The following is a 25,922-nucleotide window of genomic DNA, read 5'->3' as shown; positions in this document are numbered from 1 at the left end:
CTGGGGCGTTCATCGCCGGATGCCGAGGGTGGAGATGAGATCTTCGTGCAATTCGAACCAGATGCGGTGGAAGGAGTCGCGGTCTGAGGCGGTGAGCCATGCCGGCTCCGTGGCTGCGTTTTCCACTGCCAGCTCGAGGCGTTCCGCGTATCCGCTGAACCGCGGCAACACAGCGGTCAGGCGGACTTCCAGATCGCTGAAGGACACCAACGCCTGGGTGAAGGTTTGCTGTGTCGGCTCGTCGATCCCATCGTTGGACTGACTTCCCTCGGCGAGCCAGCGGAGTTGGAGTTTGCTGCAGGCGGCCACGACTCCTGCGTTCAGGGGTGCAAACTTCGCGTGCACGGCGGTGACTGCTGCCTGGCCGCCCACGCTGTCCAGCTCCTCGGCCAGGAGCCGTTCGTTTTCAGTCCTTCCGGCCACGGTCAGGGACCAGCCCCGGTTTCCGCCGAATGAGGAGCTCGACGCCCACCCGTTCGCGCCGGCGTCAATGAGGAGCCGTTCGACGTCGTGCAGATCCTGGCCGAACCGGGCGGCAACTGACTCAGTGTCAGCGAAGCCGAGCAGCCTCAGGGCGTGGAGGGTGAGCAGCATGGATGGCTGCTGCGGGCTCATGGACCCGCTCCGGGACCTGCTGGTTTCGCGTGGACGGTTCCGTGGGTTCCGTCGACCACGAGCGTCGTTCCGTCCGTGATGCGGGTCAGCGCGCCGGTTACCCCCAGAACGGCGGGGATGCCCTGTTCGCGGGCCACGATGGCGGCGTGCGAGAGCATCCCGCCCGTTTCTGTGATGACGGCGGCGGCGATCCCGAACAGTGGCGTCCAGGCGGGGTCAGTGGTGCGGCAGACCAAAACGTCGCCGGGGGCCACCGCGGAGAATTCGTCGACGCTGTGAACTGTCCGGGCCGTCCCGCAGGCGGTGCCCGGGCTGGCGCCGATGCCGGTGAGAACCGCGCCGGCGGGATCGCGGCCTTCCCTTCCGGCACTGGCCTGAGGAGTGAATTCCACGTCAGCCCACCACACCCGTCTCGGGCCTGCCGGACAGCCGATCCAGTCTCTGCTGCGCGGCCTGCGCCGAGCGGAGACCAAGGCTCTGGGCAATCTGGGGCCAGGTCAGCCCCTCGGCCCGCGCCAGGAACAGGAGTGCCGTTTCCAGGCCATCCATCTCTGCCCGCGCGGCTGACACAAGGGTGAGGGCTGCCCGCACATCCAGCCCATCCACGGCCTCCCCGCGGCCGGTCCCGTTGGCCCGCCACAAAACGTGCTGGATCAGGTCACTCGCCGAAGGGGGCTGCCGCTCACCGAGCCAGGGCCGGGGCGGGAGTTCGGCGGCGCCCCGGTCCAGCAACATCCGCGTGGCCTGGCCTTGGCGCTGAGCCTCCGCAGCGTCGCCGCCCGGACGGGTCCAGTCGGTCTCGTTCATTCCAGACTCCATTTTCCCGTCGGCTCGGCACCCCTCGACACCACCAGCTTCTGGCATCAACATCCTGTTGTCAACAAACTGTTGATGCTTCGGTGGGAGGACGAGTCGTTGAGGCGGCGCGGACAGGAACGCCACCCGGCTGTTGGCCGGGTGGCGTTCCAAGGGGGTGTTTTGCCGGCGGTCCATGACCGTGCTGTTGCAGGTGTTTACTTTCCGGAGTTGTTGTGGGAGTTGTTGTTGCCGTGTTCGGTGGAGGCGACGGCGCCGGTCTGTTCGTTGAGCAGGACCTGGTCGTTGCGCTGTCTGCCGAAGTTGAACATGGCGTTCACCGACCCGGCGGTGGCGTCGGCGGAGGCGTCGCCGATCCGGCCGGTGTGCCAGTTGTCCTCGATGAAGCGCAGGATCGAGGTCTGGTCGGTCTGGGTGTGGTCCACAAAGTTCTTCTTCGCGTAGGGGGAAATGACTACCAGCGGCTGGCGCGGGCCGGGGCCGCAGCGGTCAGCGTAGCCGCCGGCCATCGGGACGCCGCTGGCTGCGGCGTGCTGGCACCAGGCGTCGTCGTCGGCGGTGTTGGAGGAGTTCTTTGTCTTGGCGGCGACGTGGTCGTACCAGCCGTCCGAGTCATCGTAGGCAAGCACCACGGCAGTGTTGTCCCAGTTCCGGGATTTCTGGATCTGGTTCACGGTGCTGGTGATGAAGTTCTGCTCGTCGATCGGGTCAGAGTAGGCGGCGTGGCCGTCCTGGAACATTCCGGCTTTCAGGAAGGACACGGCGGGCATGTTGTCGGTGTTGACCACCTTGTTGAACGCGGTGAGGTCGTACTGGTGGTTCGCCTGTCCGTTGTGGCCGATTTCCGCGTCGGACGCCGGTGCCAGGTGGTGCGGGTTGGCGGTGGAGGCGTAGTACTGGAACGGCTGGTGGTGAGGGGAGTAGTCAACCACGCTGGCGCCGGCGGCGTTCGTGTGGCTGGACAGGCACGACGCCGGGGAGTCCGCGGTCGCGGCGGTGGTCGGCGTGAAACCGCCCTGGAACCAGCCCCAGGACGTGCCCTTGGCGTTGAGCAGGTCGCCGATGTTCCTGCCGCTCATGCCGGCCAGGTTGCCGGTTTTGGCGTGGCTGCTGTTCGAGCAGTCGTCGTGGACCGGGTCCGGGTCGTTGATGACGGTGCCGACGCCGTTCGCATCCGGCAGGCTGACGGCACTGCTGCCGGCCGCCGGGGTGGCCACAGGTTGTCCTGCGGCGGTGTACGCGGTGGCCCCGTGGGTCTGGCCGGATACCAGATTCAGCGCCCCGGGTGTGGAGGGTCCGAAGACAGTGCTGAAGTGGTTGTCGCTCATGGAGTAGTTCTGGGCGTAGTTCCAGATGCCGGTGACGGTGTTGCCGTCGTAGTAGTCCATGGTGAGGCCGGGGCGGCCGTACTGGTTGGTGCCGCAGGCGTCGCGGCTGGTGAACTCGACGAACTTGTCCATCGCCCCGCCGTTGTATGCCTTCTGCTCGGCGGTGTATCCGTGGTCCTGGTCGCAGGTGAGGGCCTGCGCCGGCGAGAGCCGGGCAGGCTGCGCAGAGTTGGGGTTGTTCGGTGCCAGGAGGCCGGCGGTGGCCAGAGTGTTGATGTCCTTGGGGGTGTTTTTGGCGGCGGTGAAGGAGGCCGTCGCGGTGCCGGTGCCCTGCTGGGTTTCACCCGGGAGATTGGCGGCCTTGGGGTAGGTGGCGAAGTAGTGGTCGAAGGAAACGTTCTCCTGGAAGATCACCACCACGTGCTTGATTGGCGTCGCGGTACCGTTGTGGTTTTCACCGGCGGAGGCCGGACCTGCGCCGATACCGAACATTCCGGCTGTCAGTGCCGAGGCGGCCAGGGCTGCCGCGCCCGTGGCGGCGACCCGCTTCCGGGTGAATCGTTGTGCTGGATGAGGCATGGGGGTAGCCAATCGTTGGTGTTCAGGGATGCCGGCGGCTGATGGCAGGCATTCGTATGCTGCGTGGGTGACCGGCCTGCGTTACTTGGCCGGCGTGACCGTGGCCTCGTAGGTGAGGATTTCGGTGCCGTTGCCTTCCTCGCCGTTGTCGGGGGCCACCTTCATGGTGAGGTGCCCGCCGTCGGCCGTCATTTTGAACGGGTTGCGCGTGGCCACATGGCCTGCGGTGGACCACTGCTGGAAGGGGACATCGCGGATTACGCTGCGGGATTTGAGGTCGATCATCGCCATGCCGCCGAGTTCGTAGGTGGCGCCGGTGCCGCCGGCCGGCGGGGTCTGCGGGAGGTTGGTGATCCCGCTGCAGAGCATCCGGGAGTTGGCCACGTACTGGCAGTCCTGGTAGTCGATGAAGTTGTTCGGGTTCTGCCAGGTCGAGAGCTGCCTGCCCTGCAGATCCCATTCGGCGAAGCGGCGCGAGCCCCAGGTGTTGCCGACCAGGTGGCCGGTCTGTTTGTCCATCACGATGCCGCCGAAGTGGTCCTTCACCTCGAACTGCTTGTGCACGTCCAGGGTGGTCGCGTCGACTCGGTAGATGATGGCGCTGCTGTCCGGCCGGTACTGGGCCACGGGGATCCAGACGTTGGTGCCGTCGAAGTCGATGCCGCCGGGGTGGTACATGTCGCCCTCTCCCAGGACGATGTCCTTTTGCAGGGCGCCGGACTTGTCCATGACGAACAGGTGGCCGACGCCCTTGCCGGGGGTTCGGTCGAAGCCGTTTTGCGGGGTCGGGAACTTCACGGTCGGTTCGATGATCTGAACGGCCGAGAGGAAGATGTGGTCCTGGCTGTAGGCGATTCCCTCCGTGTGGTAGGTCGGGAAATTCAGCTTCAGCTTCGACGTCTGCTGCCAGTTCGTGTTCCGGTCAACGCCGTTGAAGGCGTCGGCCAGGGCCGTGTTCCTGTCACCGTGGTTGCCGGCGCCGGTGGGGTTGTCTGCGGCCTGGGCGGCCGCGGTGATGCTGATTGCGGACGCGGCCAGGACGATTGCTGCGGCGGCCGTGAGGATGCCTCGGGTGTGAGTCGTGCTCATTCGGGAGCCTCTCAAAGGTTGGATCTCAACAAGAGATCGCAACGTTACTTCCCGGTAATTAATCCCCGATACGGGCAGGTGAACGGCAGATGGCCGGCAGCGGTCCGGCGGACCGGCTTCGTTTCAACACGGATCTGCCCCCGCCGTCGCTGGCTTTGGGCCCTTTCAGCCGCTCAGGCGAGGACGGCGAGGCCCGCCAGGGTGCTGCCCTCGCCTTCGGCCAGCAGCCCGACGGCGGTGCCGGAGTTCGCGGGAAAGACCAGATCGGTGATGGTGGCCAGGCCGTCCTGCGCGAAGACCTCGACCGAGCAGCGGTCCAGGAAGACCCGGAGCCTTAGCCGGCCGTCCTCCAAGGACACGGCAACGTGCTCCACCGACGGGAACGACTCGTGGAAGCCCACGTTGCCGGATTCGGTCCGGTCCAGGCTGAGCTCCGCCGTGCGGCAGTCGTAGGCCAGGACAGTGCGCGCTCCGGCTCCGGCTCCGGGCCCGGACCTGGAGCCGGATTCCCCGTCCGTTGAGCCGCCGGCCCGGAGCACCAGACCCACCCTGCCGGCGGCGCCGGGCTCGAAGTCCGCATCGATGCGCAGCACATCACCGCAGGCCTCGGCCGGAAGCCAGGTCACCCCGTCCGCCAACGGCTGCCGGTCCAGGGCGAACACCTCGGTACCGTGGGTGTGGAACGGGTCCACCGCCTCCTGCACCAGCACCGGGCGGCCGCCGCGGCACACCAGCCTGACCTCGCGGACCAGGGACATCGCGCTGCGCCAGCCGTCCGAGGGCGTTGAGGCGGCGTACTGCCAGTTGTTCATCCAGCCGATCATGAGCCGCCGTCCGTCCGGGACGTTGCTGAACGACACGGCCGCGTAGTAGTCCCGGCCCCAGTCGAGCCACCCGTAGTCGGCCATCCGGCTGTCGTCGGCCTGCACGCCGTCGGTGACGGTGGTTTCGGAACGGAACGTCACGCCGTCGAAGGTTCCGATGAAGTACTGGCCGCCCGATCCGCCGGCGATGCCGCCGGGGCTCAGGTTGACCACCAGGACCCACCGGGTGTTGGAGGCGTCGCCGTCCACCGGCAGTTCGAACAGGTCCGGGCATTCCCACACCCCTTCCGTGGCGTTTGCCGGGCCGAAGGTGCTCAGGTACTCCCAGGTCAACAGGTCAGCCGACTTGTAAAGGACCACCTCGTGGTGGACCGCCTCGACGGCGACCATCACCCAGTAGCTGCCGGCGGCGCCGTCGTGCCAAAAGACCTTGGGGTCGCGGAAGTCCGCGGAGGCGCGGTCCAGCACCGGGTTCCCGGCGTACTTGGTCCAGGTGGCGCCGTCGTCCGTGCTGTAGGCGAGGGACTGTGCCTGCCGCCCGGCGAGCGGCGACGCGGGCGAATACGCGCTGGTGTAGATGGCCACCAGCGGAGGCACGCCTCCGACGCCGAAGCCGCTGGTGTTATGGACGTCGAGCACTGCGGAGCCGGAAAAAATGGCTTCCTGCTCATCGCACGCGATGGCCACGGGTTGCTCGTCCCAGTGCTGCAGGTCTGTGGAGGTGGCGTGGCCCCAGGACATGTTGCCCCACCCATCGCCGTGCGGGTTGTGCTGGTAGAAGAGGTGGTAGGTGCCGTTGGCGTAGACCAGTCCGTTGGGGTCGTTGAGCCAGTTGCGTTCCGCCGAGTAGTGCCACTTTGGCCGGTACTGGCAGTCGAGTTCTGTGAGTGCTTTCATGAGGGTTCTTTGCAGGCTTTCGCGTGAGGAGGCTGGTCAGCCCTTGACGCCGCTGGAGGCGATGCTGTTGATGAAGGATCGCTGGAACGCGATGAACAGGACCACCACGGGAATGGTGATGAGGGACGCGTAAGCCATCACCTCGCCCCAGGAGACGTTGAGCTGGAAGAAGTACTGGATGCCGATCATCACCGGGCGGAGTTCCTCGGACTGGACCACCATGAGCGGCCAGAGGTAGGAGTTCCAGGCGGGCAGAAAAGTCAGGATGGCCACGGTGGCGGTGGCCGGTCCCGCGAGCGGCATGACCACCTTGCGGTAGATGGTGAACCAGCCCGCGCCGTCGATCCGGGCGGCCTCGTCCAGTTCCTTCGGGATGGACTCGAAGTACTGGTGGAACAGGTAGATGGAGAACGCGTTGGCGATGAACGGGATGATCTGGACCTGGTAGGTGTCCAGCCAGCCCTTCGAGATCTCGAGGCTGAACCCGTTGAGCTCAAAGTACGGCAGCTGGTTGACCCACCACACCAGCGGCAGCGCCAGCGTCTGGAAGGGCACGATGAGGGTGGCGAGGATCGCGGTGAACACCACGCGCTTGCCGCGGACCTCCATCCGGGACAGGGCAAACGCGCATAGGCTGTTGATGAAGATGCCTAGCACCACCGTGACCGCGGAAATGCCGATGGAGTTCATCAGGAAGCGGGCGGCCGGCACCCGGTCGAACACGGCCGCGTAGTTGTCCAGCGAAATGTTGCCGACCGGCAGGAACGCCGCCACCGAGGACATGTCGCCGAAGATCTGCTGGTCCGGCTTGAGCGAGGACACCATCATGAACACGATGGGGAAGGCGGCGACGGCGGCGAACAGGAGGCGGACCGCCGTGGTCGCGGCATTGCCGAGACCCTTGGAAATGAGTGTCTGTTTCACGTCAGTCCTTCTCTCGGGTCAGGTAGCGCTGCACTGCGGAGATCAGCAGGACGAGCACGAAGAACACGAGCGAGATGGCCGAGGCGTAGGAGGTCTCCTGCTGCTTGAAGCCGGAGCGCACCGCCTCGTAGATGATGGTGGTGGTGGAATCGAGGGGCCCGCCCTGGGTCATGACGCTGACCTGGTCGAAGAGCCCGAGCGCCTGGATGGTGATGGTCACCAGGACCAGGGTGCGGGTGTGGGTGAGGCCGGGCCAGGTCACGAAGCGGAACTGGTGCCAGCGGCTGGCCCCGTCGAGTTGGGCGGCCTCGTAGAGTTCCCCGGAAATGCTTTGCAGGCCTGCGAGCCAGATGATCATGTGGAAGCCTGCGGCCTGCCAGATGGACAGGGCAATGATGGCCGGCATGGCGGTGGCGGGATCGTTGAGCCAGTCCGGGCCGTTGATGAGGCCGAAACTGGCCGCCGACAGCAACTCATTGATCAGGCCGTCCTTGCGGTACATGAACATCCACAGCAGGGACACCACCACCATGGACGTCACCACGGGAAGGAAGTAGATGGTGCGGAAGAAGTTCACGCCGCGGAACTTCTTGTTGATCAGGAGGGCCATCGCCAGGGCGAGTCCGGACTGGACGGGCACCACCACGACGGCGAAGTAGCTGACGTTCAGCAGTGAGCGCCAGAACACGGGATCCGCGAAGAGCCGCGCGAAGTTGTCCGTGCCGACAAACTCGACGGGCCGCGGGGAAACAAGCCTGGCGTTCGTGAATGCCAGGCCGAAGCCCAGGATCGCCGGGAGAAAGACGAAGGCGAGCAGGAGGACCGCGGCCGGGGCGATCATGCCCCACCCGCTGATCTGTTCGCGAAGGTGGCGCGGCCGGCGACGCGGTTTGCTGGGCGGTGCGGCCGGGGCCGGGTCCGCCAGACGGCGGCCGGGGGAGGGGAGTTGGGTGGTTGTCATGGTTTTCTCCGTCGACAGTCAGGGCCTGAGGTACTTTCGACGGCGGTTGCGCACCGCCGTCGAAAGTACCGTTTGGCAGCCGGCTAGTTCTTGTAGCCGCCGTTGGACTTGATGTTGGCGTCGATGGCCTTGACCGACTTGTCCAGCGCCGTCTTGGGGTCGGCGCCGGCCAGGATGTCCTGAACCGCCTTGCCGTATTCGGTGGCGATGAAGGGATAGGCCGGGGTCTCGGGACGCATCACCGCGTAGTTGCGGGAAAGTTCCATGAAGATCCGGTTCGTGCCGTCCTTGGCATATGCGGGGATGAGCGCGGCGGCTTCGTCGGTGGCCGGGATGGTGCCCGTTGCCTTAGCCACCGCGGCCAGGTTTTCCGGCTTCAGTGAGTAGGAGAGGTAGTCCATGGCTGCCGCGGAGTTGTTGCAGCCGCTGGTCACGCCCCACTGCCAGGAGGCGCCGCCGATCTTGGGGCCGGTCCCGAGATCCACGGACGGCATGACCACAAGGTCCTTACCTACCGCTGCGCGTGCCTTGTCCGCGGCCCAGGAGCCGGTGTAGAGAAGGCCGCTCTTGTTGTTGAGGAAGTCCTGGGTGGAGTCCTTGCCGCTCTTCTTAGCCATGAAGCCCTGGTCGGCAAGGCCGCGGAACCACTGGGCCCACTCGATGGCCTTGTCGCCATTGAGGACGCCGTCTGCCGACTGGAACCCGTCGCGGTTGATCAGGTCCCCACCGAAGGACTGCAGGAACGGGGAGTAGGCGTAGGGCAGCCATTCGCCGGTTCCGGCGGTACCCATGTCCAGCGGGTATTCCCACTTGCCCAGCGCCTTGAGCTTGGTCAGCGCGTCCTGGAACTCGTCCTTGGTCCACGGCTTCTCGACCGTGGCGACGCGGATACCGGCTGCCTTGAGGTCAGAGGCGCGTGCGAGCATCGCCAGTGCGACGTCATAGGTGCCAACGGCGTAGGTCTCGCCCTCCCATTTGGCCACCGTGCTCGGCAGGTTCTTGGAAACATCCGCGTCGAGTTTCAGGGGTGTCAGGTACTTCGCCCAGGCCCAGTTGGGAACATTGGGGCCATCGATGTCAACAATGCAGGGGAGCTTTCCGGCGGCCGCGGCCGAGACCACGGAGTCGTTGTAGGAGTCCTGCGGGAACGCCTGGACCTTGATCTTGGCCTTGGCACCGGCGCTCTTGTTGTAGGAATCGACGATGTTTTCAACCGCCTTGAGTTCTTCGGCGTTGCCCGCGTTGTGGGTCCACATGGTGATCTCATTGGAGCCGGCGGACGGGGCGGAGGCGCTGCCCTTGCCGCAGGCGCCCAGGGAGCCGACAAGTGCCGCCGCAGCTACACTGGTGGCGAGGATCCGGGTGAATCGCTTGTTCATGATGGTCAATCTTTCTGCTGAATTTGGCGTGGGAGATTGCCCCGGGTCCTTCGGGACGCGGCCGGTGCAACGGCTGCGTCCCTTCTTATTGCGGTCCCCGGGCGGCGGAGCAGTGGAACGGTGTGGTGCTGCCGGCTTGATGCCGGCAATCGGCTAACTTGGCGGCGGGCCGAGCGACCCCCGCTCAATCAGGGGGCAGTCCAGTTGCGTCTGGACTGCGGGTGCGCCGGGATTTTCGATGTCGTCCAGGATTCGGTGGACCGCCCAACTGCCCATTTCGTAGTGGGGGAGGGCTACGGTGGTGAGCCCCGGCCAAAGGGCGTCCGCGATGATTTCGAGATTGTCGATTCCCACAATGGACACGTCCTCCGGAATGCGCAGGCCCAATGCGGTGGCCGCCTGGTAGGCGCCCATGGCAACCCTGTCACTGAAGCAGAACAGTGCTGTGGGGCGGTCGGGCTGACCGAGCAGGCCCAGCGCGGCCTCGCGGCCTCCCGTGGTTTCGGGCTGGCCGATCACGAGGTGGCGGGGGTCGTGCTGCAGGCCGTGCCGCCGGAGAGCGTTGAGGAAGCCCTCCCTGCGGCCGTGCGTGGCGGGGATGTCGTCGATGTTGTTGATCATCCCGATCCGGGTGTGGCCCGCCTGGATGATTGCTTCAACGGCCGTCTCGGCGGCGCCCACCTCGTCGGGGATAACCGAGGAAATGGACTTGTCGTCAGTGATGGAATCCAGCAGCACGGTGGGAAGTCCCTCCAGTTCCGCGGGGACCTGCACGCTTTGGTGGTACATCCTGGCGTAGACCACGCCGTCCACCTGGTGCTGCCGCAGCATATTGATTTCACGGTTTTCCAGCTCGCTGTCCAGGCCCGAATTGACCACCATCACCACGTAGCCGCGGTCGTAGGCGGCGTCCTGCGCCCCGCGGATCATGGCCCCGGCAAAGGGGGTGGTGGTGATTTCGTCACTGACCAGGCCAAGGATCTGGGAGCGCTGGTTGCGCAGTCCGCTGGCCATCTTGTTCGGGGCGTACCCAAGATCCCTGGCCACGTCCCGGACGAGTTGCTGCGTCGCTGCCTTCACCCGGAAGCTCGTGGCGTCGTTCAGGGCATGCGACACCGTGGTGACGGAGACCCCGGCGGCCTTGGCCACGTCGCGTATTCCCACTCTTGTCGTCATTGACTTCCCTTTGCAAAACGTTTTGTATCTGGTGTGAGACACGTTACACAAAACGTTTTGCAGTTGTCAACGGGACGTCCGGCTTTACCTTGATCCCGGTCCCATGGCCAGGCACTTCACTTCACGACACGGGCTCTGTCAGCCGGAAAGGGCACTAGTTTCGTAGACTCGATGGGTTCGACAATGTCTCCTCTCCAGGGACAAGCCGCCACAGGAAGAGCCATCGATGAAGATTATCGTCCTAGTAAAGGAGGTCCCCGACACGTACGGGGACCGAAAACTGAACCTTGAAACCGGCCTCGCCGATCGAGGAGTCAGCGAGGCAGTCATTGATGAGATCGGTGAGCGGGCCCTGGAGCTGGCACTGACGCACGCCGACGCGAACGAGGGCACTGAGGTCGCGATTCTTTCCCTCGCCCCCGAAGGTGCGACGGCAACCATCCGCAAGGGGCTTGCGATGGGCGCGGGAAGCGCCACCCACGTCTCTGACGAGGCGCTCCGGGGTGCGGATCTTGGACTTACCGCTGAAACCCTCGCCGCAGCGATCCGCCGCATGGGGTTTGACCTGGTGATCACGGGCAACGTCTCCACTGACGGATCCGGCGGCATGATTCCCGCGATGCTTGCAGAATTGCTTGACGTGCCGCATGCCACCGGCCTCAGCTTCGTCGAGATCAGCGACGGTGCGGTGTCTGGCTCCAGGGCCGTTGACTCCGGCGTGCAGAAGGTCTCAGCCAACCTGCCCGCGGTGATCTCCATTACCGAGGCACTTCCCGAGGCGCGCTTCCCGAACTTCAAGGGCATTATGGCCGCGAAGAAGAAGCCCCTTGAGGTCCTGACCCTCGCGGACCTCAGGGTCACGGCCGACAATCCGGAGGCGGCGCGTTCGATCATGCTGACCGTTGCGGAGAGGCCCCCGCGCGCGGCGGGCGTGAAGATCATCGACGAGGGTGATGCCGGCGAGAAGCTCGCTGAGTTCCTGATCGAAAACCGACTGGCCTAAGGATCAACGACATGACTGAATTCCCTCGTGACGCAATCCTCGTCGTCGTAGAAGCCCGGGCATCCGGTGAACTCGAGAAGGCCGCGGCCGGGCTCTTCGGTGCCGCCGCTGCCGTTGGCACTCCGATTGCATTGGTACTTGCCTCACCCGGCGCCGGGAGCGCCGCCGCCGAGGAGGCCGCGGTCCTTGGTGCCGCCCGCGCACTCATCGCGGAGACCCCGGATCCTTCCGCGCTTGGGGTGCCGGGCGTTGACGCGCTTGCAGCCGCCGTGGAGCAGGTGCAGCCGGACGCCATCCTGATTTCGCATTCCCTGAACGGGCGCGACCTCGCCGGACGTTACGCTGCCCGTTCGCGTGCGGCGATTTCCGCCGATGCGGTCGGTGTGTCCCGTGATGACGAGGGCGTCGTGGCACAGCACTCCGTCTACGGCGGCGCCTACAACGTGACGTCGACGTCCACGTTTGGGGCACCGGTGATTACGGTCCGCCAGGGCTCCATCGAGGCGCGGGCGGCGGCTCAGCCGCAAGAGTCCGAGACCTTGGCCGTGACAAGCTCCGCGAAACCGGCCGCGCGGATCGACTCCTTCGAGGAGGCAACTGCCGCCACCTCGCGGCCGGAGCTGCGTGGTGCCGCGAAGGTTGTCGCCGGTGGCCGAGGCCTCGGCTCGGAAGAACAGTTCGCACTCGTTGGACAGCTCGCCGCTACCCTCGGTGCCGCCGTTGGTGCGTCGCGCGCCGCGGTGGATGCCGGCTACGTCCCGACGTCGCATCAGGTCGGCCAGACCGGGGTTTCCGTGTCACCACAGCTGTATGTCGCGCTGGGCATTTCCGGCGCGATCCAGCACCGGGCCGGCATGCAGACCGCGAAGATGATCGTCGCCATCAACAAGGACGGGGACGCGCCGATCTTCGAGGTCGCGGACTACGGTGTGGTGGGCGACGTCTTCAAGGTTGTTCCCCAGCTCATTAGCGCACTTGAGGCCCGGAAGAAGTAGCGATGGCAACTCTGTCTCGGTCCATCCGGCGGGGCCTGCCGCGCGTCGAAGGTGGCGAACCCTGGCCTCCAGCGGGCCAGGCGCCCGCCAGCATTGCCGCGGCGGGAGCGGTAGAAGCGGCAGAAGCGGCAGAAGCGGCAGAAGCGGCAGAAGGGGCAGAAGCGGCAGAAGCGGCCGATCTGTCGACGTCAGTTTCCGGGGTGGAATCGGCCGCTGCCGCCGCGCCCTCCGCCCCCGCTGCCGCCGCGCCCTCCGCCCCGGCTGCTGTCCAGGAAACGGCGCCGGGTGCGGCGCTGTCCGCGCCGGTCCCGGCGGTGATTCCAGGCGCCGCGGTGGCGCGGCAGCTTCGCCGCGGCCTGCCGCGCGTGCCGGGCGGTGAACCTTGGCCGCCAGCGGGAGAAGCTCCGGTACCGGTGGCGGCTCTGTCCGGGGCTCCGGCCATCGGCGCCACGGCGGCATCTGCCGTAGATGTGGCCGCAGATGCTGCCGTGGCTGGTGCTGCTGAGAAAGCAGCAATGCCGGCGGCGGCGGCGCCTGCAGCTGCTCCGGCAGCCGCGCCTGCCACACGGACGACCGGAACCGCCTCGCTGCGTCGCGGGCTTCCCCGTGTTCCCGGTGGCGAGCCGTGGCCGCCGGCTGGGCTTGCTCCGGCGGTCGCTGCCGCCCCTGCGGTGCAGACACATCCCGAACGCGTTGCCGACGCTGTCCCTGCCCCGGCTGCCAGCGTGGTGAAGGCCGACGTCGAGACGGAGCCCTCGGCGTCGAGTGCACCCGCACCCGCACCCGCACCCGCACCCGCGGCCGCCGCCGTCCCGGCGCCCGAAGCACCGCCCGCCGTCACCGCCCCGGCACCGGTGGCACAGCCCGCCGTCGTCGCGGCACCCGCGGCCGCCGCCCCGGCGCCCGCGGCACGGCCCGCCGCCGTCGAAAAGCCCGTGAAGCCCAAGGCCGAGGCAAGGCTCTACGGCTCACGTACCCTGGGCCAGTGGATCAAGCTCGTCGTGCTCTTCGGCATCGGCGGAGTGGCCGCCGCAGCGATTCTTGTGCTCGCCGCACGCGGCGTGACGACGCTGCCGGGCGTGCCCGAGTTCCTTGAGAGATACCCCGGCGCTTATGACCTGCCCGATACGGTGGAGCCCGGCTTCCCGTGGTGGGCACAGTGGGCGCACTTCCTGAACATCTTCCTGATGGTGCTCATCATTCGCTCCGGCTATCAGGTACGCACGCAGCAGAAGCCGCCGGCGTACTGGACGCCGAAGCGCGGTGGCAAGAAGATCAGCATCAACCTGTGGCTGCACCAGTCGCTCGACATTTTGTGGCTGGCCAACGGGCTCATCTTTGTGGTGCTGCTGTTTGCCTCGGGCCGCTGGCTGAGGATCGTGCCGAGCAGTTGGGAGGCCGTCCCGAACGCGCTCTCCGCGCTCCTGCAGTACATGACACTCGACTGGCCCGTTGAGACCGGCTGGGTGAACTACAACAGCCTGCAACAGATCATGTACTTCGTGGTGGTCTTCATCGCAGCCCCCGTCGCTGCGATCACGGGTGCGCGCATGAGCGAGTTCTGGCCGAAGAACGCGAAAACGCTGAACAAGGTCTACCCGTTAGAGGTTGCGCGCGCGGTGCACTTCCCGACCATGCTGTTTTTCGTGCTGTTCATTCTCGTCCACGTGTTCCTCGTGTTCGCGACCGGTGCGCTGCGCAACCTGAACCACATGTTCGGCGGCACCGACGTGGTGAACTGGGTCGGGTTCTGGCTCTTCGCGGCCGCCATCGCCATCACGGCGGCCGGATGGTACGCCGCCCGCCCGCTGGTGCTCGCGCCCATCGCGAAACTGTTCGGCCAGGTGAGCAGCCGCTAGGCCGGAATTCCCACGTTCAGCGGCGCAGCAGGTAATCGGCCACACCGTCGGGATTTGCCAGGGCGAGGAGATGGCCGCCGGGCAGGACGTCGGGCTCTATGCCGAGGCGTTCGCGGGCGAGCCGCTGTTGGAAGTCCAGCGGAAAGAAGCGGTCTCCCTCTCCGGCCAGGACGCGGGTCGGGATCCCGGGCCAGGCCGTGAACGTGCAGACCGATTCGAACACCGCCTCTGCTTCGGGGCGTTGATGCGGTTCGCCTTCCGCGGCCACTTTCGGCGGAACGTCGTGCAGGAAATAGGTGTCCGTGTCGAACTCGGCACTGTACCCGTGGGCCTGGGCCGCGCTTTGCTGCGCCGCAGCCCAGCCGGTGTTTCCCCACCATGCGCCGGGGGTCTCGCCCGGTAAGGGGATCATCGCATTCACGAGGACAAGCCCGGCGACGGGGGCTTTTTCGCACACGAGCGGGGCGGTGAAGCCACCCAGCGACTGCGCAACGAGCACCACGTCCTGGCGTCCACCGACGGCTTCGAGCACCAGGCGCGCGTACTCGGGCAGCCCGGCGCTATCATCGTCGCCGGGCAGATCGACAGCGACGGCTTCGTGGCCGGCCCCCTGCAGCAGCGGAACAATGCGGCTCCAGTACCAGGCCGCGCCGCCCGCTCCTGGGATCAGGACGAAGGTGCTCATTGTGGCACCAGCCAAACTACGACGGCGGGACCCCGGGTCCGGACCGGCAGGCGGCGGCCGTTCGGCCGGCTTCGGTTCGATGCGGATCTCATCTCCCCATTGTCACCCCGCCCGCGTCGACTCCGGCACCCGCAATACCCCCACCGCCGCCACCAAATACGGCACCGGATCCGGGTCCGTCCCGGCGGCCCACCGCATCCACGCTTCGAACGTCGCGCCGATCAACGCGGCACACAGATACCCCGCGACGTCCCCAGAGACGCCCGCGGACAGCAGGTAGGCCCTGGTCCGCCCGCGTTGCGGCGCCAGCGCCTCGTGGCTGCGGCTGGCCAGTTCGGGGTGTTCGGCGATCAGCCGCAGCCGGCCGCGCGTGAGTGCCAGGTCGGGCAGGACAGTAACGCCCGCGACGGCCGCGTCGCGCAGCCCGGCCAGGACATCGCCGTCGGCCGCGCCAGCAGTGCGGGCGGAGTCCAGCACCCGGCCCGAGGCCTCGACCACCGGCTCCATGCCGCCCCAGACGAGCTCGGCCTTGCTGGAGAAGTACCGGTACAGGCTCTTGCGCCCGATCCCGGCCTCGCGGGCGATGTCCTCCATGGAGGTCTGCTCGTAGCCGCGCTCGGCGAACAGCCGCAGCGCGATCGCGGCCACGGCGTCGGGATCAATCGTCACCGGACGCCCGGCGGAGCGCGGAACGGCGGTGGTCACAGCATCCGAAGGCATCCCACCAGTATTCACCCTTACATAATGACACAGAGTGTCATAAGGTGGATCGCATCACCGTCAGCAACGTCTGGAAGGACATCATGGGCAACGAAGCTTCATGGCAGGAAGCCACCACCACCGGCCGGTTCGCCGGCAAGACCGTCATCGTCACCGGTGCCGCCTCCGGCATCGGCCAGGCCACCGCCCTGCGGATCGCCAGGGAAGGCGGCCGCGTCATCGCCGCCGACATCAGCAAGGAACGCCTCGATGACCTCGTGGCCGAGAACGCCGCGCTGGACCTGGTCCCCGTGGCCGGCGACATCTCCACCGAAGAGACCGTGGCCGCCGTCGTCGCTGCCGCCGGCGGACGCATCGACGCCCTGGCGAACGTTGCCGGCATCATGGACAACTTCGCCCCGATCCACGAGGTGGACGACGACCTCTGGGACCGTGTCTTCCGGATCAACGTCACCGCCCTGATGCGCCTGACCCGCGCGGTGGTGCCGCTGATGCTGGACGCCGGGACCGGCTCCGTGGTCAACGTCGCCTCCGAGGCCGGCCTGCGCGGGTCCGCAGCCGGCGCCGCCTACACCGCGTCCAAGCACGCCGTCGTGGGCCTGACCAAGAACTCGGCCGTGATGTACGGGCCCAGGGGCCTGCGCTTCAACGCCGTGGCCCCCGGCCCCACCATCACCAACATCGTGGCCACCTGGGGATCCCAGCTCGCGGCCGAACGCCTCGGCCCGCTGATGCAGGCCACCGTCCCGGCGCCCGCCACCGCGGCGCAGCTCGCCGCGTCCATCACGTTCCTGCTCAGCGACGACGGCACCAACATCAACGGCGCCATCCTCGCCTCCGACGGCGGCTGGTCCGCCCTGTAAAGCACCTCACCAGAACGCAGGCGGACGACGGCGGGAGGTCCCGCCGTCGTCCGCGTTCCTGTAGGAGGGGAGCGCACCGAGGAACCCGCGCGTTCGTATTGGCTGCGGCCGGAAGGGCCTGTTTCTACGGTGCCGACCGCCGTAGGCTATGGGCATCCACCACATCGAGGAGGCACTCATGCGCACGGCAGCACCCAAGAACCAGGCCGACCAGATCCGCCATCTTTCAGAGAATCTCATCTCTCAGCTCACCGAGGGGAGGGAGTGGGCCACTCCCGGAGTCGAGGCGGCATTGAAAAGAGTGGTGGCCGGGCTCGATGCCGGGATTGAATCTGCGTCTCCGAGGATCCAGACCGGACTACGGCGGCTCGCTGACGACCTCGCCGGTGGAGTGGAAACTCTGGCTCCCCGTGTTCAAGAGGGCCTGAAACGGGTTGCACCGAGTGTTGTCACGGCACCCGCGCGGGCTAAGTCGCGGCGGACGGCGTCCGGGAAGGCCTGGGTGATTGCCGGAGTGGCGGCCGTCGCGGTGAGCGCGGGAGTCGCGGCCTGGCTCTATTTTCACCGTGCGGATAACGAGCCGGTGCCGTCCGTGGATACGCAGCGAACCAGGGGCGTGGACCCCGACCTGCGCGCCGCCTCCACAGAGGACCAGACCTGAGGGACCCTACGACACCTGGGAGCCATCCGCGTCCGACGCGGACAGGCCCGTCAATCCTCATGCGCTGGCAAATACCTATGGCGCTCTCCCCCCACCGGGTTAGCTACAAGACCGTCGACGCGTTCAAGGGATGGCGGGCCGCAGAGTCATGTGCTGTGGGTTCAGCAGGGAGGAGCGGACGACGGCGGGAAGTCCCGCCGTCGTCCGCACTGTGTGGGTCTGGTTTCGTCGGCGTTGAGGCGCATAGCGTTGTGCTGCCGTCTGATTCGGCGGGAGCATCCGGAACAACATCGCCTACGGCCGTCTGAGCCTCGCACATTGACCCTGGATTATGCAGGCAGAGCTAGTTCCTTCTCTCCGTCGATTAGGGCGTCGCCATCTTGCTGGGATGGCCGCATTGCCGCGACTGCGCCGCCTGCCACCAGGACTACTACGCCGACGCCCATGTACAGCATGGACGCTGTCCAATGCGCGTCGAGCAGGGCTCCGGTGATGAGCGGAGCGACGATGGCACCAACGCGGCCTATCCCGATGGCCCAGCCCACGCCGGTGCTCCGGACGGAAGCGCCATAGAGCGCCGGGGTAATTGTGTACATGCCCGCGATGCAGCCGTTGATGAGCATGCCGACAACGCCGCCCGCGACGAAGGCGAGGACCAGCATACCCGCGGTGGAAATGAACATCACCATGGTGGCCGCCGACAGGACGGCGAAGATGACCATCACCTTCCGGCTGTTCCAGCGGATGGTCAGCAGTCCATAGAGCAACGACCCGAAGGTGCCGCCTAAGGTCAGCATCAGCCCGCCGACGACTCCCTGGCTTTCGGTCATGCCGGCCGTGACGAGGAGCCGCGGGGTCCAGCTGTTCACGAAGTAGAAACCGAACATGGTGGCAAAGAAGGCAAGCCAGACGAGCCAGGTGGAGCGGCGGTTGCCGGCTGTGAACAGTTCGGAGACCTTGTTCCTGCGATCATTCTTGGCCGCCACTGCGGGCAGTTCGGTGACGGCGGGCTGTCCGATCTTGCGCGCGATCCTGTTCAGGCGGTCCAAGACATTGCGGGGACGCCGGTTAGCGAGGAAGTCCACAGACTCGGGCAGAAGGACAGCGAGCAGTACGAAGACGGCGGCAGTGCAGATGCCGCCGAATAGAAACACAGAACGCCAGCCGAAGCTGGCCTGCAGAGTCACCGCCGCTGCGCCGCCGAGCGTTGCCCCGATGCCATATCCCGCGGTGTAGATGCTGATGGCCAGCCCGCGCCAGCGCTTGGAGGAGTACTCGCTGGCGATGACATTTGTGCAGGCGAGTATCCCGCCGATACCGAGGCCCGTGACCACGCGCCAAATCCCGAGTTCCACGGCAGAGTGCGCTACGGAGGCCAGCAGCATCCCGGCAGTTGCGAGACCGACCGAAATCAGGACCATGGGCCGGCGCCCGATGACATCGGCAAAGGGCGCGAGGCCCAGCGAGCCGATGGCCATCCCGACCAGTCCGGCGCTTAGCAGGATACCCAGTTCGGCGCCGCTAAGGCCGAAGTCCCGGGTCACGCTGTTGGCGGTGAAGGCCATGGCCAGCACATCGAAGCCATCGAGGGCGTTTAGGACGATGCACAGGCCCACGATCAGCCATTGATACAGAGACATACGGGACGCGTCGATGCGTTCTTGAAGTTGCATGGGACTACTTTCTAGAGGCCACGGACGGTCCGGGCAGATGCTGAAACTGAAGTGCAGAAGATCTGGTGGCTCTTCTGGAGGCGGAGGCCGGGCCTCGTCGTTGAAGGCTGGCAGCCGGGAAACTATCTATACTGATAGGTAAATGTGGCGCGGGACACAGCATAACTATGAACGTAGTTAGTTGACAAGGGGTTTAATGGAGGCGGCGCCCGGCCCTGCCGCAAGGCATCGGCAGCAGGGCGCCCTGACGGAGAGGATCGGTGACGGGTGAGTTTGCGTTATGCCCTGCTTGCGCTGCTGACGTCTCAGCCCCTCACGGGCTATGACGTTTTCAAGCACTTTGAACAATCCGTCGGCTACGTCTGGCACGCACCGGACTCGCAGATCTATCCCGAACTCCGGCGAATGGAAAAGGATGGCCTGCTGAGCGGAGTGGAAGAGCCCTGGGGCAAGAAAGGCAAAAAGAAGCGCTATCACATCACTCCGGAAGGAGTCGAGGCTTTCCGGGCATGGATGAATACCACCCTGGACTACGCCCGGGAGCGTGACCCGATCCATCTTAAGGCGGCCTACCTTGAGTGGGCCGACCCCGAAGCCGCGCGAGCGCAGATGCGCGCCCATATTGCCTATCACTCCTCGCGCGCGCAGCAATGGCAGGACATGGTTGCCGCCTTGGAAGACCGGAGCAACCCCACGCTTGCGCGCCGCCTCGAGGCCGCGCCTGAGGAGGACCGGGCCAAGATTGCCGGCTACAAAATCTTCACCTATGAAGGCATGATCGAACGCGCCAAAGCGGAGATCGAGTGGGCCAGGCGCGGCCTGGAACTGATAGACAAGCTCGAGTCTTGAGTGCCGAAAGGCCCGGATGCCCGCCCGGGTGTCCGGGCCTTTTGCCGTACCCTTCTGCGGTTCGCTTATGGGGGCAGCTGGGGGGCCTTGCCACTACCTATCAACATAGTTATGCTGTGATCCAAGCCACTACCTATGAGCATAGGTATACCGTGAGGGGAAGGATCGATCATGACCGCGCTGATGCAGTCCATGAGCTCTACAACGAACAAAGTGCTTGGTTATCCGCTTAACGCCTGGTATGTCGCCGCGTGGGACCACGAGGTAACCCGCAAGCCGATGTCGCGCCGGATTGCGGACCGCCCGCTCGCCCTGTACCGCACCGAGGATGGCAAGGCAGTGGCGCTGGCGGACGCCTGCTGGCACCGCCTAGCCCCGCTGTCCATGGGCAAGACCCTCGGCAAGGACCAAATCCAGTGCCCGTACCACGGCATTATCTACAACTCCGCCGGCCGCTGTGTCTCCATGCCCGCCCAGGAAACCATTAATCCCAGCGCCACCGTACCGTCTTTCCCCGTGATCGAGCGCTACCGCTATGTGTGGGTGTGGCTGGGGGATGCCACCCTCGCGGATCCGGCCCTTATCCCGGACATGCACCAAATGAGCTCGGATGATTGGGCCGGTGATGGCGAGACCATTTTGGCGCCGTGCAACTACCAGCTCGTTCTGGACAACCTGATGGACCTCACCCATGAGGAATTCGTCCACTCTTCCTCGATCGGCCAGGACGAGCTGAGTGAGTCCGATTTCGTCGTGACCCATGACGACAACACCGTCACGGTATCGCGCTGGATGCTCGACATCGAGGCTCCGCCGTTCTGGCTCAAAAACATGCGGGACAAGTTCCCGGGTTTCGAAGGGCGGGTTGACCGCTGGCAGATCATCACCTTCCAGTCGCCCTCGACCATCAACATCGACGTCGGAGTAGCCAAGGCGGGCACTGGCGCCCCCGAAGGCGACCGCAGCCAGGGCGTCAACGGCTTCGTGATGAACACGATTTCGCCGGAAAGCGCCAAAACATGCCACTACTTCTGGGCCTTCATGCGCAACTACCGGCTGGAAAGCCAGCTGATCACCACCCAGCTGCGCAACGGCGTACACGGCGTGTTCGGCGAGGACGAAGAAATGCTGGCGGCCCAGCAGAATGCTATCGACGCCAACCCGGACTACGAGTTCTACAACCTCAACATCGACGCGGGCGGCATGTGGGTGCGACGGCTGATAGAGCGACAACTCGCCGCCGAAGGCCGACTGATCCCCACCGCCTGACCCGATCGCCCGATCCCAGGAAGTTAGAAGAAGACATGGCTGCAACGAACATCGAAGTCTGGCAGATCGGCACTGTGGTCGAGGCGGAGGACATTACCGCAAAGACCCGGCGCCTGGTCCTGGAACAGTCCAGGCCCATGAAAGCCGAGCCGGGCTCGCACATTGACGTGATGGTCTCGATCAACGGCGAGCAGCACAGGCGCTCCTACTCCATCGTCGATTCGAGCGGGGACGGCCGACGTGTGGCGATCAGCGTCTTCAGGGCCCCTCAATCCCGGGGCGGCTCCCACTTCATGCAGGCCCTAGAGCAAGGCGACCGGGTGGAGATCACGCAGCCGCTGCAGAATTTCCCTCTGCGGATCGGCGCTCCGCGCTACGTCCTGCTGGCCGGCGGGATCGGCATCACCGCCATGATCAACATGGCCCGGGTGCTCCGAAACATCAAGGCCGACTACACCTTCGTGTACGCCGGCCGCAGCCGCCCCGCCATGGCCTACCTGGCGCAATTGGAGCAGCTGCATGGCGACGCGCTGCGAGTCCACGTGGACGATGAAGGCACAGCACTCAACGTAGATGAGCTGCTGGCCACGATTGAGCCGGACACTGAGTTGTACATGTGCGGCCCCATCCGGCTCATGGACGCCGTCAAACGGGGCTGGGATGCCCGGGCGCTCAACGTGACAAACCTCCGCTACGAGACCTTTGGCAACAGCGGCTGGTTCGACCCCGAGGAGTTCGTGGTGCGCGTGCCTCGCCTGGGCGTCGAGGCAACCGTCCCCGCCGGAAAGTCCATGCTGGAAGCGCTCGAGGACGCCGGCGTCGACATGATGTTCGACTGCCGCAAGGGCGAATGCGGACTGTGTGAAGTGCGTTTGCTCGGCCTGCGGGGCTCCATCGACCACCGCGATGTCTTCTACAGCGAACGCCAGCAGCATTCCGCAGCCAAGATGTGCTGCTGCGTCTCCCGGGCCGTCAGCTTAAAATCCGGCGCCCGTGCAGACTCGGCAGCCTCCTGTGCCATCGTCACAATCGACGTTTGAGTGCCCACAACTCCGCCGCTCGGGGTGGACCTGGAGTCCGCTGGCGAACCTGGATCACTCCCCGCTTTCTACACTTCGACGGCCCCGCCCGTGGACACTCCGCTCAGGGTGTCAATGTAATCGAGCGTTTTGGGACTGACATGCCGCACGGCCCCAAGAGCCTCCCGGAGAACGGCTCTGCTGGCGTCGTCACCAAGTGCTCCTCGGAGTTCGACTACAGTCTCGATGCCCTGGCTCTCGAACACGCGCGTCATGTCCTCTACCTGGGCGAGACGGCCAGGGGAAGGCCAGCTGATAACTTCGGAAAGCGTCCCGGTATCGAGGCGCCGCCGGAATCCACTGGTCGTGGCGGCATCAGGCCATGCCCCGACCAAAGCGACAACGCGCGGCCTAACGGTCGCGTGGTAGTTCTGTCGCCGCTGCAGGGTCGCATCGACAACGATGGCCCCGATGTGGCCCCAGCCACGACTGACTTCGATCGAGTCGTCTGTGCCGCGAGAGTCCAATTGCGCCGGGAGGTTGGCAGCATCATTATCGATAGTCATAGGTGAATACTCCCATGCGACAGCAGTGAGCGTGCGGCTGCGGCAGCCCAGATCGGAGCGAAACCATTCCGCTATCAGCAGTCCTGGCTGCCGTCCGACTGCCGGTTATGTGCGTCCGCCGGCGGGATTCATCCGGGTGACTGTCGTCTGATGGAAGCTGAAATTCGATCCTCCATGGCTCGAACGCCGCCGACCGCCGCGGGCCCCATCTGCTGCCTTGCGCGGTTCACCGCGTCGCGGACTTCGCGACGCACTACCCGTTCATTCTGGCTCGACGACTTTTCTCGCGTTTCCCTGGCTAAATCGAGCAGAGCCTGCGGAGCGTAGTGATTGACGCTCATGTCCGTGAGCAGGGGTAGCTGCACTCTCAGATCCTGTTCGATGGCGGTGCGGAGCGGGCCCAACCGAAGCAATTGAGTGAGGAAATCCGGGCTCAACACCGGCGACGCAGGCGCTTGCGGGCCAAGGCGCTCCCGGAGGTGGTCCTTCATCTTCATGGCTGTTCTGTCGAACGTCAGCCACCATGCAAGGTAGCCCATGGGTGATGGTCCAATCGTCCGCCGATACTCGATGACGCCGACTGAGTTTTCGACGTCGTGGGCAACCAAGCGAGACCGCGTCCCTTGCTCGGCTCCGTAGTCACCTCGTTGACGCCTTCTCTCGTGAGTCTCATTCCATAGTTCCTGAACTGCACCCCGGAGTTCGGTCGATGCGGCATTCGAGTGCTCAAGAAGACTCTTGGTCTCGATAGAGAATTCGTCGGCAAGGTAGTCGCTGACGTCCTGCAACGGCTGTTCTCGTCCACAGATGTTCCGTTGCCAGTCCAGGAATTCGGTCTCCGGTCGGCCCGAGAGCACGAAGGCCGAATAAAGAAAGGGCACTCTTCCTGACCAAGTCGACGTTCTGTTGTGACCATAAGCAACCGCCAGGTTGAGGTGTCTTTCAACTTCTTCAACGACTCCGTCCGTTACATATAGGAGCAACCCTGCGTCGACCGCTGCGCGCATCAGAATCGTAAAGTGGCGCTCTTCCGGATCGTCTACCAGGCTCTCTCCGATAAGGGGCAGGATCGCGGTGGTGTCCATCCATATGTCGCCTTCACTGAAGACGTTGAGCACGACTTTCTGGACGTCCGGGGTTTGTTTCAGGAACGCGAAAAGCGTGTATGCGTCGGCTAGTCGCCGAAGATGCGACTGTGTTTGCGGCGAAGGCTGTTCCAGTAGGTGCATTATGGCCGCGGCCGCGGCATCAGAACTGAGCTCACGGATGCCACCATTTGCTGTGATTCGGTCCGCTATGGCTACAGGGCTGAGTTGGAACGGTGCTCCTGTTTCCACGGCTTCGGCAAAAGACTCACCTCGTTCCAGGAGTGTTTCTTCCAAGACTGTTCGCAGTTCCCGAGAAATCTCGGTCAACTGTGCTTCGCTCAGTGCCTTCGGTGCTTCGACGGCTCGAACCGCCGCAATGAGTTTCGCATCGAGGGCAGCTTCATCAAGAAGGAACTTGGCCGTCTGATCATTTATCCTCTTGGCCTCCTCAAAACTGAGATGGTACGTGTCCTCGGCCCCGGACGCTGATTTGTGTTGCTTGATGGGGCCCTTCCGAGACAGGCGGTTCAATGCGCTCAGGGTCAGAGCATCGACCTGCCCTCGCTTCCCCACGGGCATGCGGAGGGCGACGCCATCTTTGATTTCGCTAAGGCTGAGCCTGTTGTATGTGTTCGAATCGTGAAGCGCCGCCAAGACCAATGACTCGAAGCAGCTCTTGGTAAGACTCTGATCGGTTGCCTGATCTTCGCCGTCGAGAGCCAAGTGCAGCACCGCGACCTTGCTCTCATCGGCGGTCAAGGTCGATATTCTTTCGAGGACCCCTCGTTTGGACAGGAGCGGATCCACAAATCGCTGAGCCAGCTCTTCACTGGCCACTCGTCGTTGCGGATAGGACTTCTCGCGGTCCACAAACCACGACCGGTCCCGGATGTCTACGGTTATATTCCGATCACGTCGAGACTCTTCCCTGAGTTCATCGGCAGCCGGACCAATCACCTGGTTAGTCAGGTAGATCATGGTGCTGACCGAAGGAAAATTCCTCTTGAGGGTGTCCAGCGTGCTCGCAATTTTCGACTTCCAACCCGCCGTGACAGAGTACTGAAATGCAACTTTAGGCACCCCATCAATCGTGAATATTTCGGCGTCTCTACCCTTGTCTCCGTTCGGAGCTGCCATCGTCCGCAGGGCCGGATATTCGACGGCTAAGAACTCCGACGCGAACGATTCGAATATCTCCCAGTCTCCAGGGCCAATCCGTTCTAGGGCGAGAGACAATCGCGGGTTCGGCATGACCGAATCATAACCACCACAAACCTCCCTTGAACATCGCCCCAAAGATCGATAGCCGATTGATTTTCGGGGGAGCGGCGGCCCGGTTCCGGTGCTTTGCCTCGCGAGTTGCTTTGGTTAAAACTTCCGCGCGGAATCACGTGTAAACAGCCCGTTGACTTTCGCGTCTCCTGCGAGGACCATGACGAGTGAAAGTCAATGATGGGGGGATAACTCAAAGTTCTGACCTGCCGAAAATATGTATGTGTGCCGATTATTCCCGCGCCAAATTTTAGGCTGCTGCGGAATATCACTTACGCCGAAGCTCGTGTTTCCGCGTCTGTTAGACAGCTCCGAATCTGGGGATCAACGGAGAGAAAATGATTAGCAATTCCTTAAAGCCGGCTGCAGACGCGCCCGGTGTTTTTACATCTGAACCTCTAGCGTCCGGCCAGAGCGATCGAATTCGTGCAATGGTGCACGGTCGGGCAGCACTGTTAACAGCCGAATGCGATGCAGAACGCAAGACGCCAGATCTCGTGGTCTCAAGGACAGCGAGCCCTGGGTTTGACGCAGCTGCGTTCAGTCTGTCGGGTATATGGGACGCGGCTAAGGACCTCACCGGTCGCGCTTGGGACGCAATTAACGATGTTCTGACTAACGAGGGCGGCGGCGGCGGTGGCGGTGGCAGTGGCGGCGGTGCTCGCATAATAGCGAGCACGGACGCAGCCGAAATCGTCACAACCACTCGAGCGCCGGCATTGTAGGTAAACGAGACCAAACGCAACGGACGACGGCCGGGAGTCCCGCCGTCGTCCGCTTTGTGCGAAGGTGCCGCTGAGCCGCCGGGCGGC

23 protein-coding genes are annotated in these 25,922 nt (G+C 64.8%); 8 read left to right on the top strand and 15 right to left on the bottom strand.

The genetic code is table 11. The annotated features are described in order from the left end of the window. Nucleotides 1-9: 9 nt before the first annotated feature. From AC1DNG_RS13720 to AC1DNG_RS13675, 10 genes are all read right to left on the bottom strand, one after another. A complete protein-coding gene (locus AC1DNG_RS13720) occupies nucleotides 10-615 on the bottom strand; it encodes a hypothetical protein (RefSeq protein WP_476887600.1) in 606 nt (201 codons plus the stop codon). After that, on the bottom strand, nucleotides 612-1,007 hold the full coding sequence (locus AC1DNG_RS13715; protein WP_476849691.1) for a PEP-utilizing enzyme: 396 nt from the start codon (nucleotides 1,005-1,007) through the stop codon (nucleotides 612-614). Before AC1DNG_RS13715 ends, AC1DNG_RS13720 begins: the two co-directional genes overlap by 4 nt. 1 nt (nucleotide 1,008) lies before the next feature. After that, nucleotides 1,009-1,422, bottom strand: coding sequence for a hypothetical protein (locus tag AC1DNG_RS13710; RefSeq protein WP_476887599.1), 414 nt, complete (start codon nucleotides 1,420-1,422; stop codon nucleotides 1,009-1,011). A gap of 206 nt (nucleotides 1,423-1,628) precedes the next feature. Then, a complete protein-coding gene (locus tag AC1DNG_RS13705) occupies nucleotides 1,629-3,338 on the bottom strand; it encodes a phospholipase C (protein WP_476887598.1) in 1,710 nt (569 codons plus the stop codon). An 81-nt stretch (nucleotides 3,339-3,419) separates the two neighbouring features. Beyond that, nucleotides 3,420-4,427 (bottom strand): DUF6454 family protein, encoded by a 1,008-nt coding sequence (locus AC1DNG_RS13700; protein WP_476887597.1) that lies wholly within the window; start codon nucleotides 4,425-4,427, stop codon nucleotides 3,420-3,422. Between the two features lie 173 nt (nucleotides 4,428-4,600). Next, a complete protein-coding gene (locus AC1DNG_RS13695) occupies nucleotides 4,601-6,148 on the bottom strand; it encodes a glycoside hydrolase family 32 protein (protein ID WP_476887596.1) in 1,548 nt (515 codons plus the stop codon). A 36-nt stretch (nucleotides 6,149-6,184) separates the two neighbouring features. Then, a complete protein-coding gene (locus tag AC1DNG_RS13690; RefSeq protein ID WP_439954127.1) occupies nucleotides 6,185-7,072 on the bottom strand; it encodes a carbohydrate ABC transporter permease in 888 nt (295 codons plus the stop codon). 1 nt (nucleotide 7,073) lies between these two features. Next, on the bottom strand, nucleotides 7,074-8,033 hold the full coding sequence (locus AC1DNG_RS13685) for a carbohydrate ABC transporter permease (protein ID WP_476849686.1): 960 nt from the start codon (nucleotides 8,031-8,033) through the stop codon (nucleotides 7,074-7,076). An 83-nt stretch (nucleotides 8,034-8,116) separates the two neighbouring features. Next, nucleotides 8,117-9,412: a sugar ABC transporter substrate-binding protein gene (locus tag AC1DNG_RS13680; RefSeq protein ID WP_476859952.1), complete on the bottom strand. Its 1,296-nt coding sequence runs from the start codon at nucleotides 9,410-9,412 to the stop codon at nucleotides 8,117-8,119. Nucleotides 9,413-9,565: 153 nt separating this feature from the next. Beyond that, nucleotides 9,566-10,588 carry a LacI family DNA-binding transcriptional regulator gene (locus AC1DNG_RS13675; protein ID WP_476859951.1) on the bottom strand — a complete coding sequence of 341 codons (1,023 nt, stop codon included), beginning with the start codon at nucleotides 10,586-10,588 and terminating at the stop codon, nucleotides 9,566-9,568. A gap of 226 nt (nucleotides 10,589-10,814) precedes the next feature. On the opposite strand from AC1DNG_RS13675, the gene AC1DNG_RS13670 reads away from it, so the two are divergent. Genes AC1DNG_RS13670 through AC1DNG_RS13660 form a run of 3 tightly spaced genes read left to right on the top strand, consistent with a single transcriptional unit; the run spans nucleotide 10,815 to nucleotide 14,445 of the window. Further along, the gene (locus AC1DNG_RS13670; protein WP_476859950.1) at nucleotides 10,815-11,591 is read left to right on the top strand and encodes an electron transfer flavoprotein subunit beta/FixA family protein; all 777 of its coding nucleotides are present in this window, start codon (nucleotides 10,815-10,817) and stop codon (nucleotides 11,589-11,591) included. 11 nt (nucleotides 11,592-11,602) lie between these two features. Then, nucleotides 11,603-12,586: an electron transfer flavoprotein subunit alpha/FixB family protein gene (locus AC1DNG_RS13665; RefSeq protein ID WP_476887595.1), complete on the top strand. Its 984-nt coding sequence runs from the start codon at nucleotides 11,603-11,605 to the stop codon at nucleotides 12,584-12,586. 2 nt (nucleotides 12,587-12,588) lie between these two features. Next, on the top strand, nucleotides 12,589-14,445 hold the full coding sequence (locus tag AC1DNG_RS13660) for a cytochrome b/b6 domain-containing protein (protein ID WP_476887594.1): 1,857 nt from the start codon (nucleotides 12,589-12,591) through the stop codon (nucleotides 14,443-14,445). Nucleotides 14,446-14,461: 16 nt separating this feature from the next. On the opposite strand, the gene AC1DNG_RS13655 is transcribed toward AC1DNG_RS13660, so the two are convergent. Both AC1DNG_RS13655 and AC1DNG_RS13650 read right to left on the bottom strand, forming a co-directional pair. After that, nucleotides 14,462-15,130 (bottom strand): alpha/beta fold hydrolase, encoded by a 669-nt coding sequence (locus AC1DNG_RS13655; protein ID WP_476887593.1) that lies wholly within the window; start codon nucleotides 15,128-15,130, stop codon nucleotides 14,462-14,464. 102 nt (nucleotides 15,131-15,232) lie between these two features. Then, the gene (locus AC1DNG_RS13650; protein WP_476887592.1) at nucleotides 15,233-15,850 is read right to left on the bottom strand and encodes a TetR family transcriptional regulator; all 618 of its coding nucleotides are present in this window, start codon (nucleotides 15,848-15,850) and stop codon (nucleotides 15,233-15,235) included. A gap of 83 nt (nucleotides 15,851-15,933) precedes the next feature. On the opposite strand from AC1DNG_RS13650, the gene AC1DNG_RS13645 reads away from it, so the two are divergent. Beyond that, entirely contained in the window at nucleotides 15,934-16,713 is a 780-nt protein-coding gene (locus AC1DNG_RS13645) for an SDR family NAD(P)-dependent oxidoreductase (protein WP_476887629.1), read from the top strand. Between the two features lie 178 nt (nucleotides 16,714-16,891). Beyond that, nucleotides 16,892-17,374, top strand: coding sequence for a hypothetical protein (locus AC1DNG_RS13640; protein WP_476887591.1), 483 nt, complete (start codon nucleotides 16,892-16,894; stop codon nucleotides 17,372-17,374). Between the two features lie 329 nt (nucleotides 17,375-17,703). Here the strand turns inward: AC1DNG_RS13640 and AC1DNG_RS13635 are convergent, their stop codons facing one another. After that, nucleotides 17,704-19,047, bottom strand: a complete 1,344-nt coding sequence (locus tag AC1DNG_RS13635) for an MFS transporter (protein ID WP_043436471.1) — start codon at nucleotides 19,045-19,047, stop codon at nucleotides 17,704-17,706. A 267-nt stretch (nucleotides 19,048-19,314) separates the two neighbouring features. Here AC1DNG_RS13635 and AC1DNG_RS13630 point away from each other — a divergent pair, with 267 nt between their 5' ends. From AC1DNG_RS13630 to AC1DNG_RS13620, 3 genes are all read left to right on the top strand, one after another. Continuing rightward, nucleotides 19,315-19,896, top strand: coding sequence for a PadR family transcriptional regulator (locus AC1DNG_RS13630; protein WP_476849676.1), 582 nt, complete (start codon nucleotides 19,315-19,317; stop codon nucleotides 19,894-19,896). Between the two features lie 171 nt (nucleotides 19,897-20,067). Next, a complete protein-coding gene (locus AC1DNG_RS13625) occupies nucleotides 20,068-21,165 on the top strand; it encodes an aromatic ring-hydroxylating oxygenase subunit alpha (RefSeq protein WP_028277775.1) in 1,098 nt (365 codons plus the stop codon). Between the two features lie 35 nt (nucleotides 21,166-21,200). Further along, a complete protein-coding gene (locus tag AC1DNG_RS13620) occupies nucleotides 21,201-22,205 on the top strand; it encodes a PDR/VanB family oxidoreductase (RefSeq protein ID WP_476871403.1) in 1,005 nt (334 codons plus the stop codon). A gap of 68 nt (nucleotides 22,206-22,273) precedes the next feature. Here AC1DNG_RS13620 and AC1DNG_RS13615 read toward each other — a convergent pair whose 3' ends face one another. Next, complete coding sequence (locus AC1DNG_RS13615; protein ID WP_476887590.1) at nucleotides 22,274-22,750, bottom strand: hypothetical protein; 477 nt, start codon at nucleotides 22,748-22,750, stop codon at nucleotides 22,274-22,276. Nucleotides 22,751-22,878: 128 nt separating this feature from the next. Further along, the gene (locus AC1DNG_RS13610) at nucleotides 22,879-25,089 is read right to left on the bottom strand and encodes a hypothetical protein (protein WP_476858104.1); all 2,211 of its coding nucleotides are present in this window, start codon (nucleotides 25,087-25,089) and stop codon (nucleotides 22,879-22,881) included. Nucleotides 25,090-25,922 lie beyond the last annotated feature (833 nt).

The sequence above is a fragment of the Arthrobacter sp. 01T425 genome, assembly GCF_056398725.1.
This window is presented reverse-complemented; position numbering and strand designations above follow the sequence as displayed.

Coding starts and splice junctions, on each gene's coding strand:
- AC1DNG_RS13685 (WP_476849686.1), bottom strand. CDS start 8,033: ATGACAACCACCCAACTCCCCTCCCCCGGCCGCCGTCTGGCGGACCCG.
- AC1DNG_RS13680 (WP_476859952.1), bottom strand. CDS start 9,412: ATGAACAAGCGATTCACCCGGATCCTCGCCACCAGTGTAGCTGCGGCG.
- AC1DNG_RS13660 (WP_476887594.1), top strand. CDS start 12,589: ATGGCAACTCTGTCTCGGTCCATCCGGCGGGGCCTGCCGCGCGTCGAA.
- AC1DNG_RS13665 (WP_476887595.1), top strand. CDS start 11,603: ATGACTGAATTCCCTCGTGACGCAATCCTCGTCGTCGTAGAAGCCCGG.
- AC1DNG_RS13625 (WP_028277775.1), top strand. CDS start 20,068: ATGACCGCGCTGATGCAGTCCATGAGCTCTACAACGAACAAAGTGCTT.
- AC1DNG_RS13620 (WP_476871403.1), top strand. CDS start 21,201: ATGGCTGCAACGAACATCGAAGTCTGGCAGATCGGCACTGTGGTCGAG.
- AC1DNG_RS13695 (WP_476887596.1), bottom strand. CDS start 6,148: ATGAAAGCACTCACAGAACTCGACTGCCAGTACCGGCCAAAGTGGCAC.
- AC1DNG_RS13635 (WP_043436471.1), bottom strand. CDS start 19,047: ATGCAACTTCAAGAACGCATCGACGCGTCCCGTATGTCTCTGTATCAA.
- AC1DNG_RS13710 (WP_476887599.1), bottom strand. CDS start 1,422: ATGAACGAGACCGACTGGACCCGTCCGGGCGGCGACGCTGCGGAGGCT.
- AC1DNG_RS13615 (WP_476887590.1), bottom strand. CDS start 22,750: ATGACTATCGATAATGATGCTGCCAACCTCCCGGCGCAATTGGACTCT.
- AC1DNG_RS13700 (WP_476887597.1), bottom strand. CDS start 4,427: ATGAGCACGACTCACACCCGAGGCATCCTCACGGCCGCCGCAGCAATC.
- AC1DNG_RS13640 (WP_476887591.1), top strand. CDS start 16,892: ATGCGCACGGCAGCACCCAAGAACCAGGCCGACCAGATCCGCCATCTT.
- AC1DNG_RS13720 (WP_476887600.1), bottom strand. CDS start 615: ATGAGCCCGCAGCAGCCATCCATGCTGCTCACCCTCCACGCCCTGAGG.
- AC1DNG_RS13655 (WP_476887593.1), bottom strand. CDS start 15,130: ATGAGCACCTTCGTCCTGATCCCAGGAGCGGGCGGCGCGGCCTGGTAC.
- AC1DNG_RS13650 (WP_476887592.1), bottom strand. CDS start 15,850: ATGCCTTCGGATGCTGTGACCACCGCCGTTCCGCGCTCCGCCGGGCGT.
- AC1DNG_RS13610 (WP_476858104.1), bottom strand. CDS start 25,089: ATGCCGAACCCGCGATTGTCTCTCGCCCTAGAACGGATTGGCCCTGGA.
- AC1DNG_RS13675 (WP_476859951.1), bottom strand. CDS start 10,588: ATGACGACAAGAGTGGGAATACGCGACGTGGCCAAGGCCGCCGGGGTC.
- AC1DNG_RS13705 (WP_476887598.1), bottom strand. CDS start 3,338: ATGCCTCATCCAGCACAACGATTCACCCGGAAGCGGGTCGCCGCCACG.
- AC1DNG_RS13645 (WP_476887629.1), top strand. CDS start 15,934: ATGGGCAACGAAGCTTCATGGCAGGAAGCCACCACCACCGGCCGGTTC.
- AC1DNG_RS13670 (WP_476859950.1), top strand. CDS start 10,815: ATGAAGATTATCGTCCTAGTAAAGGAGGTCCCCGACACGTACGGGGAC.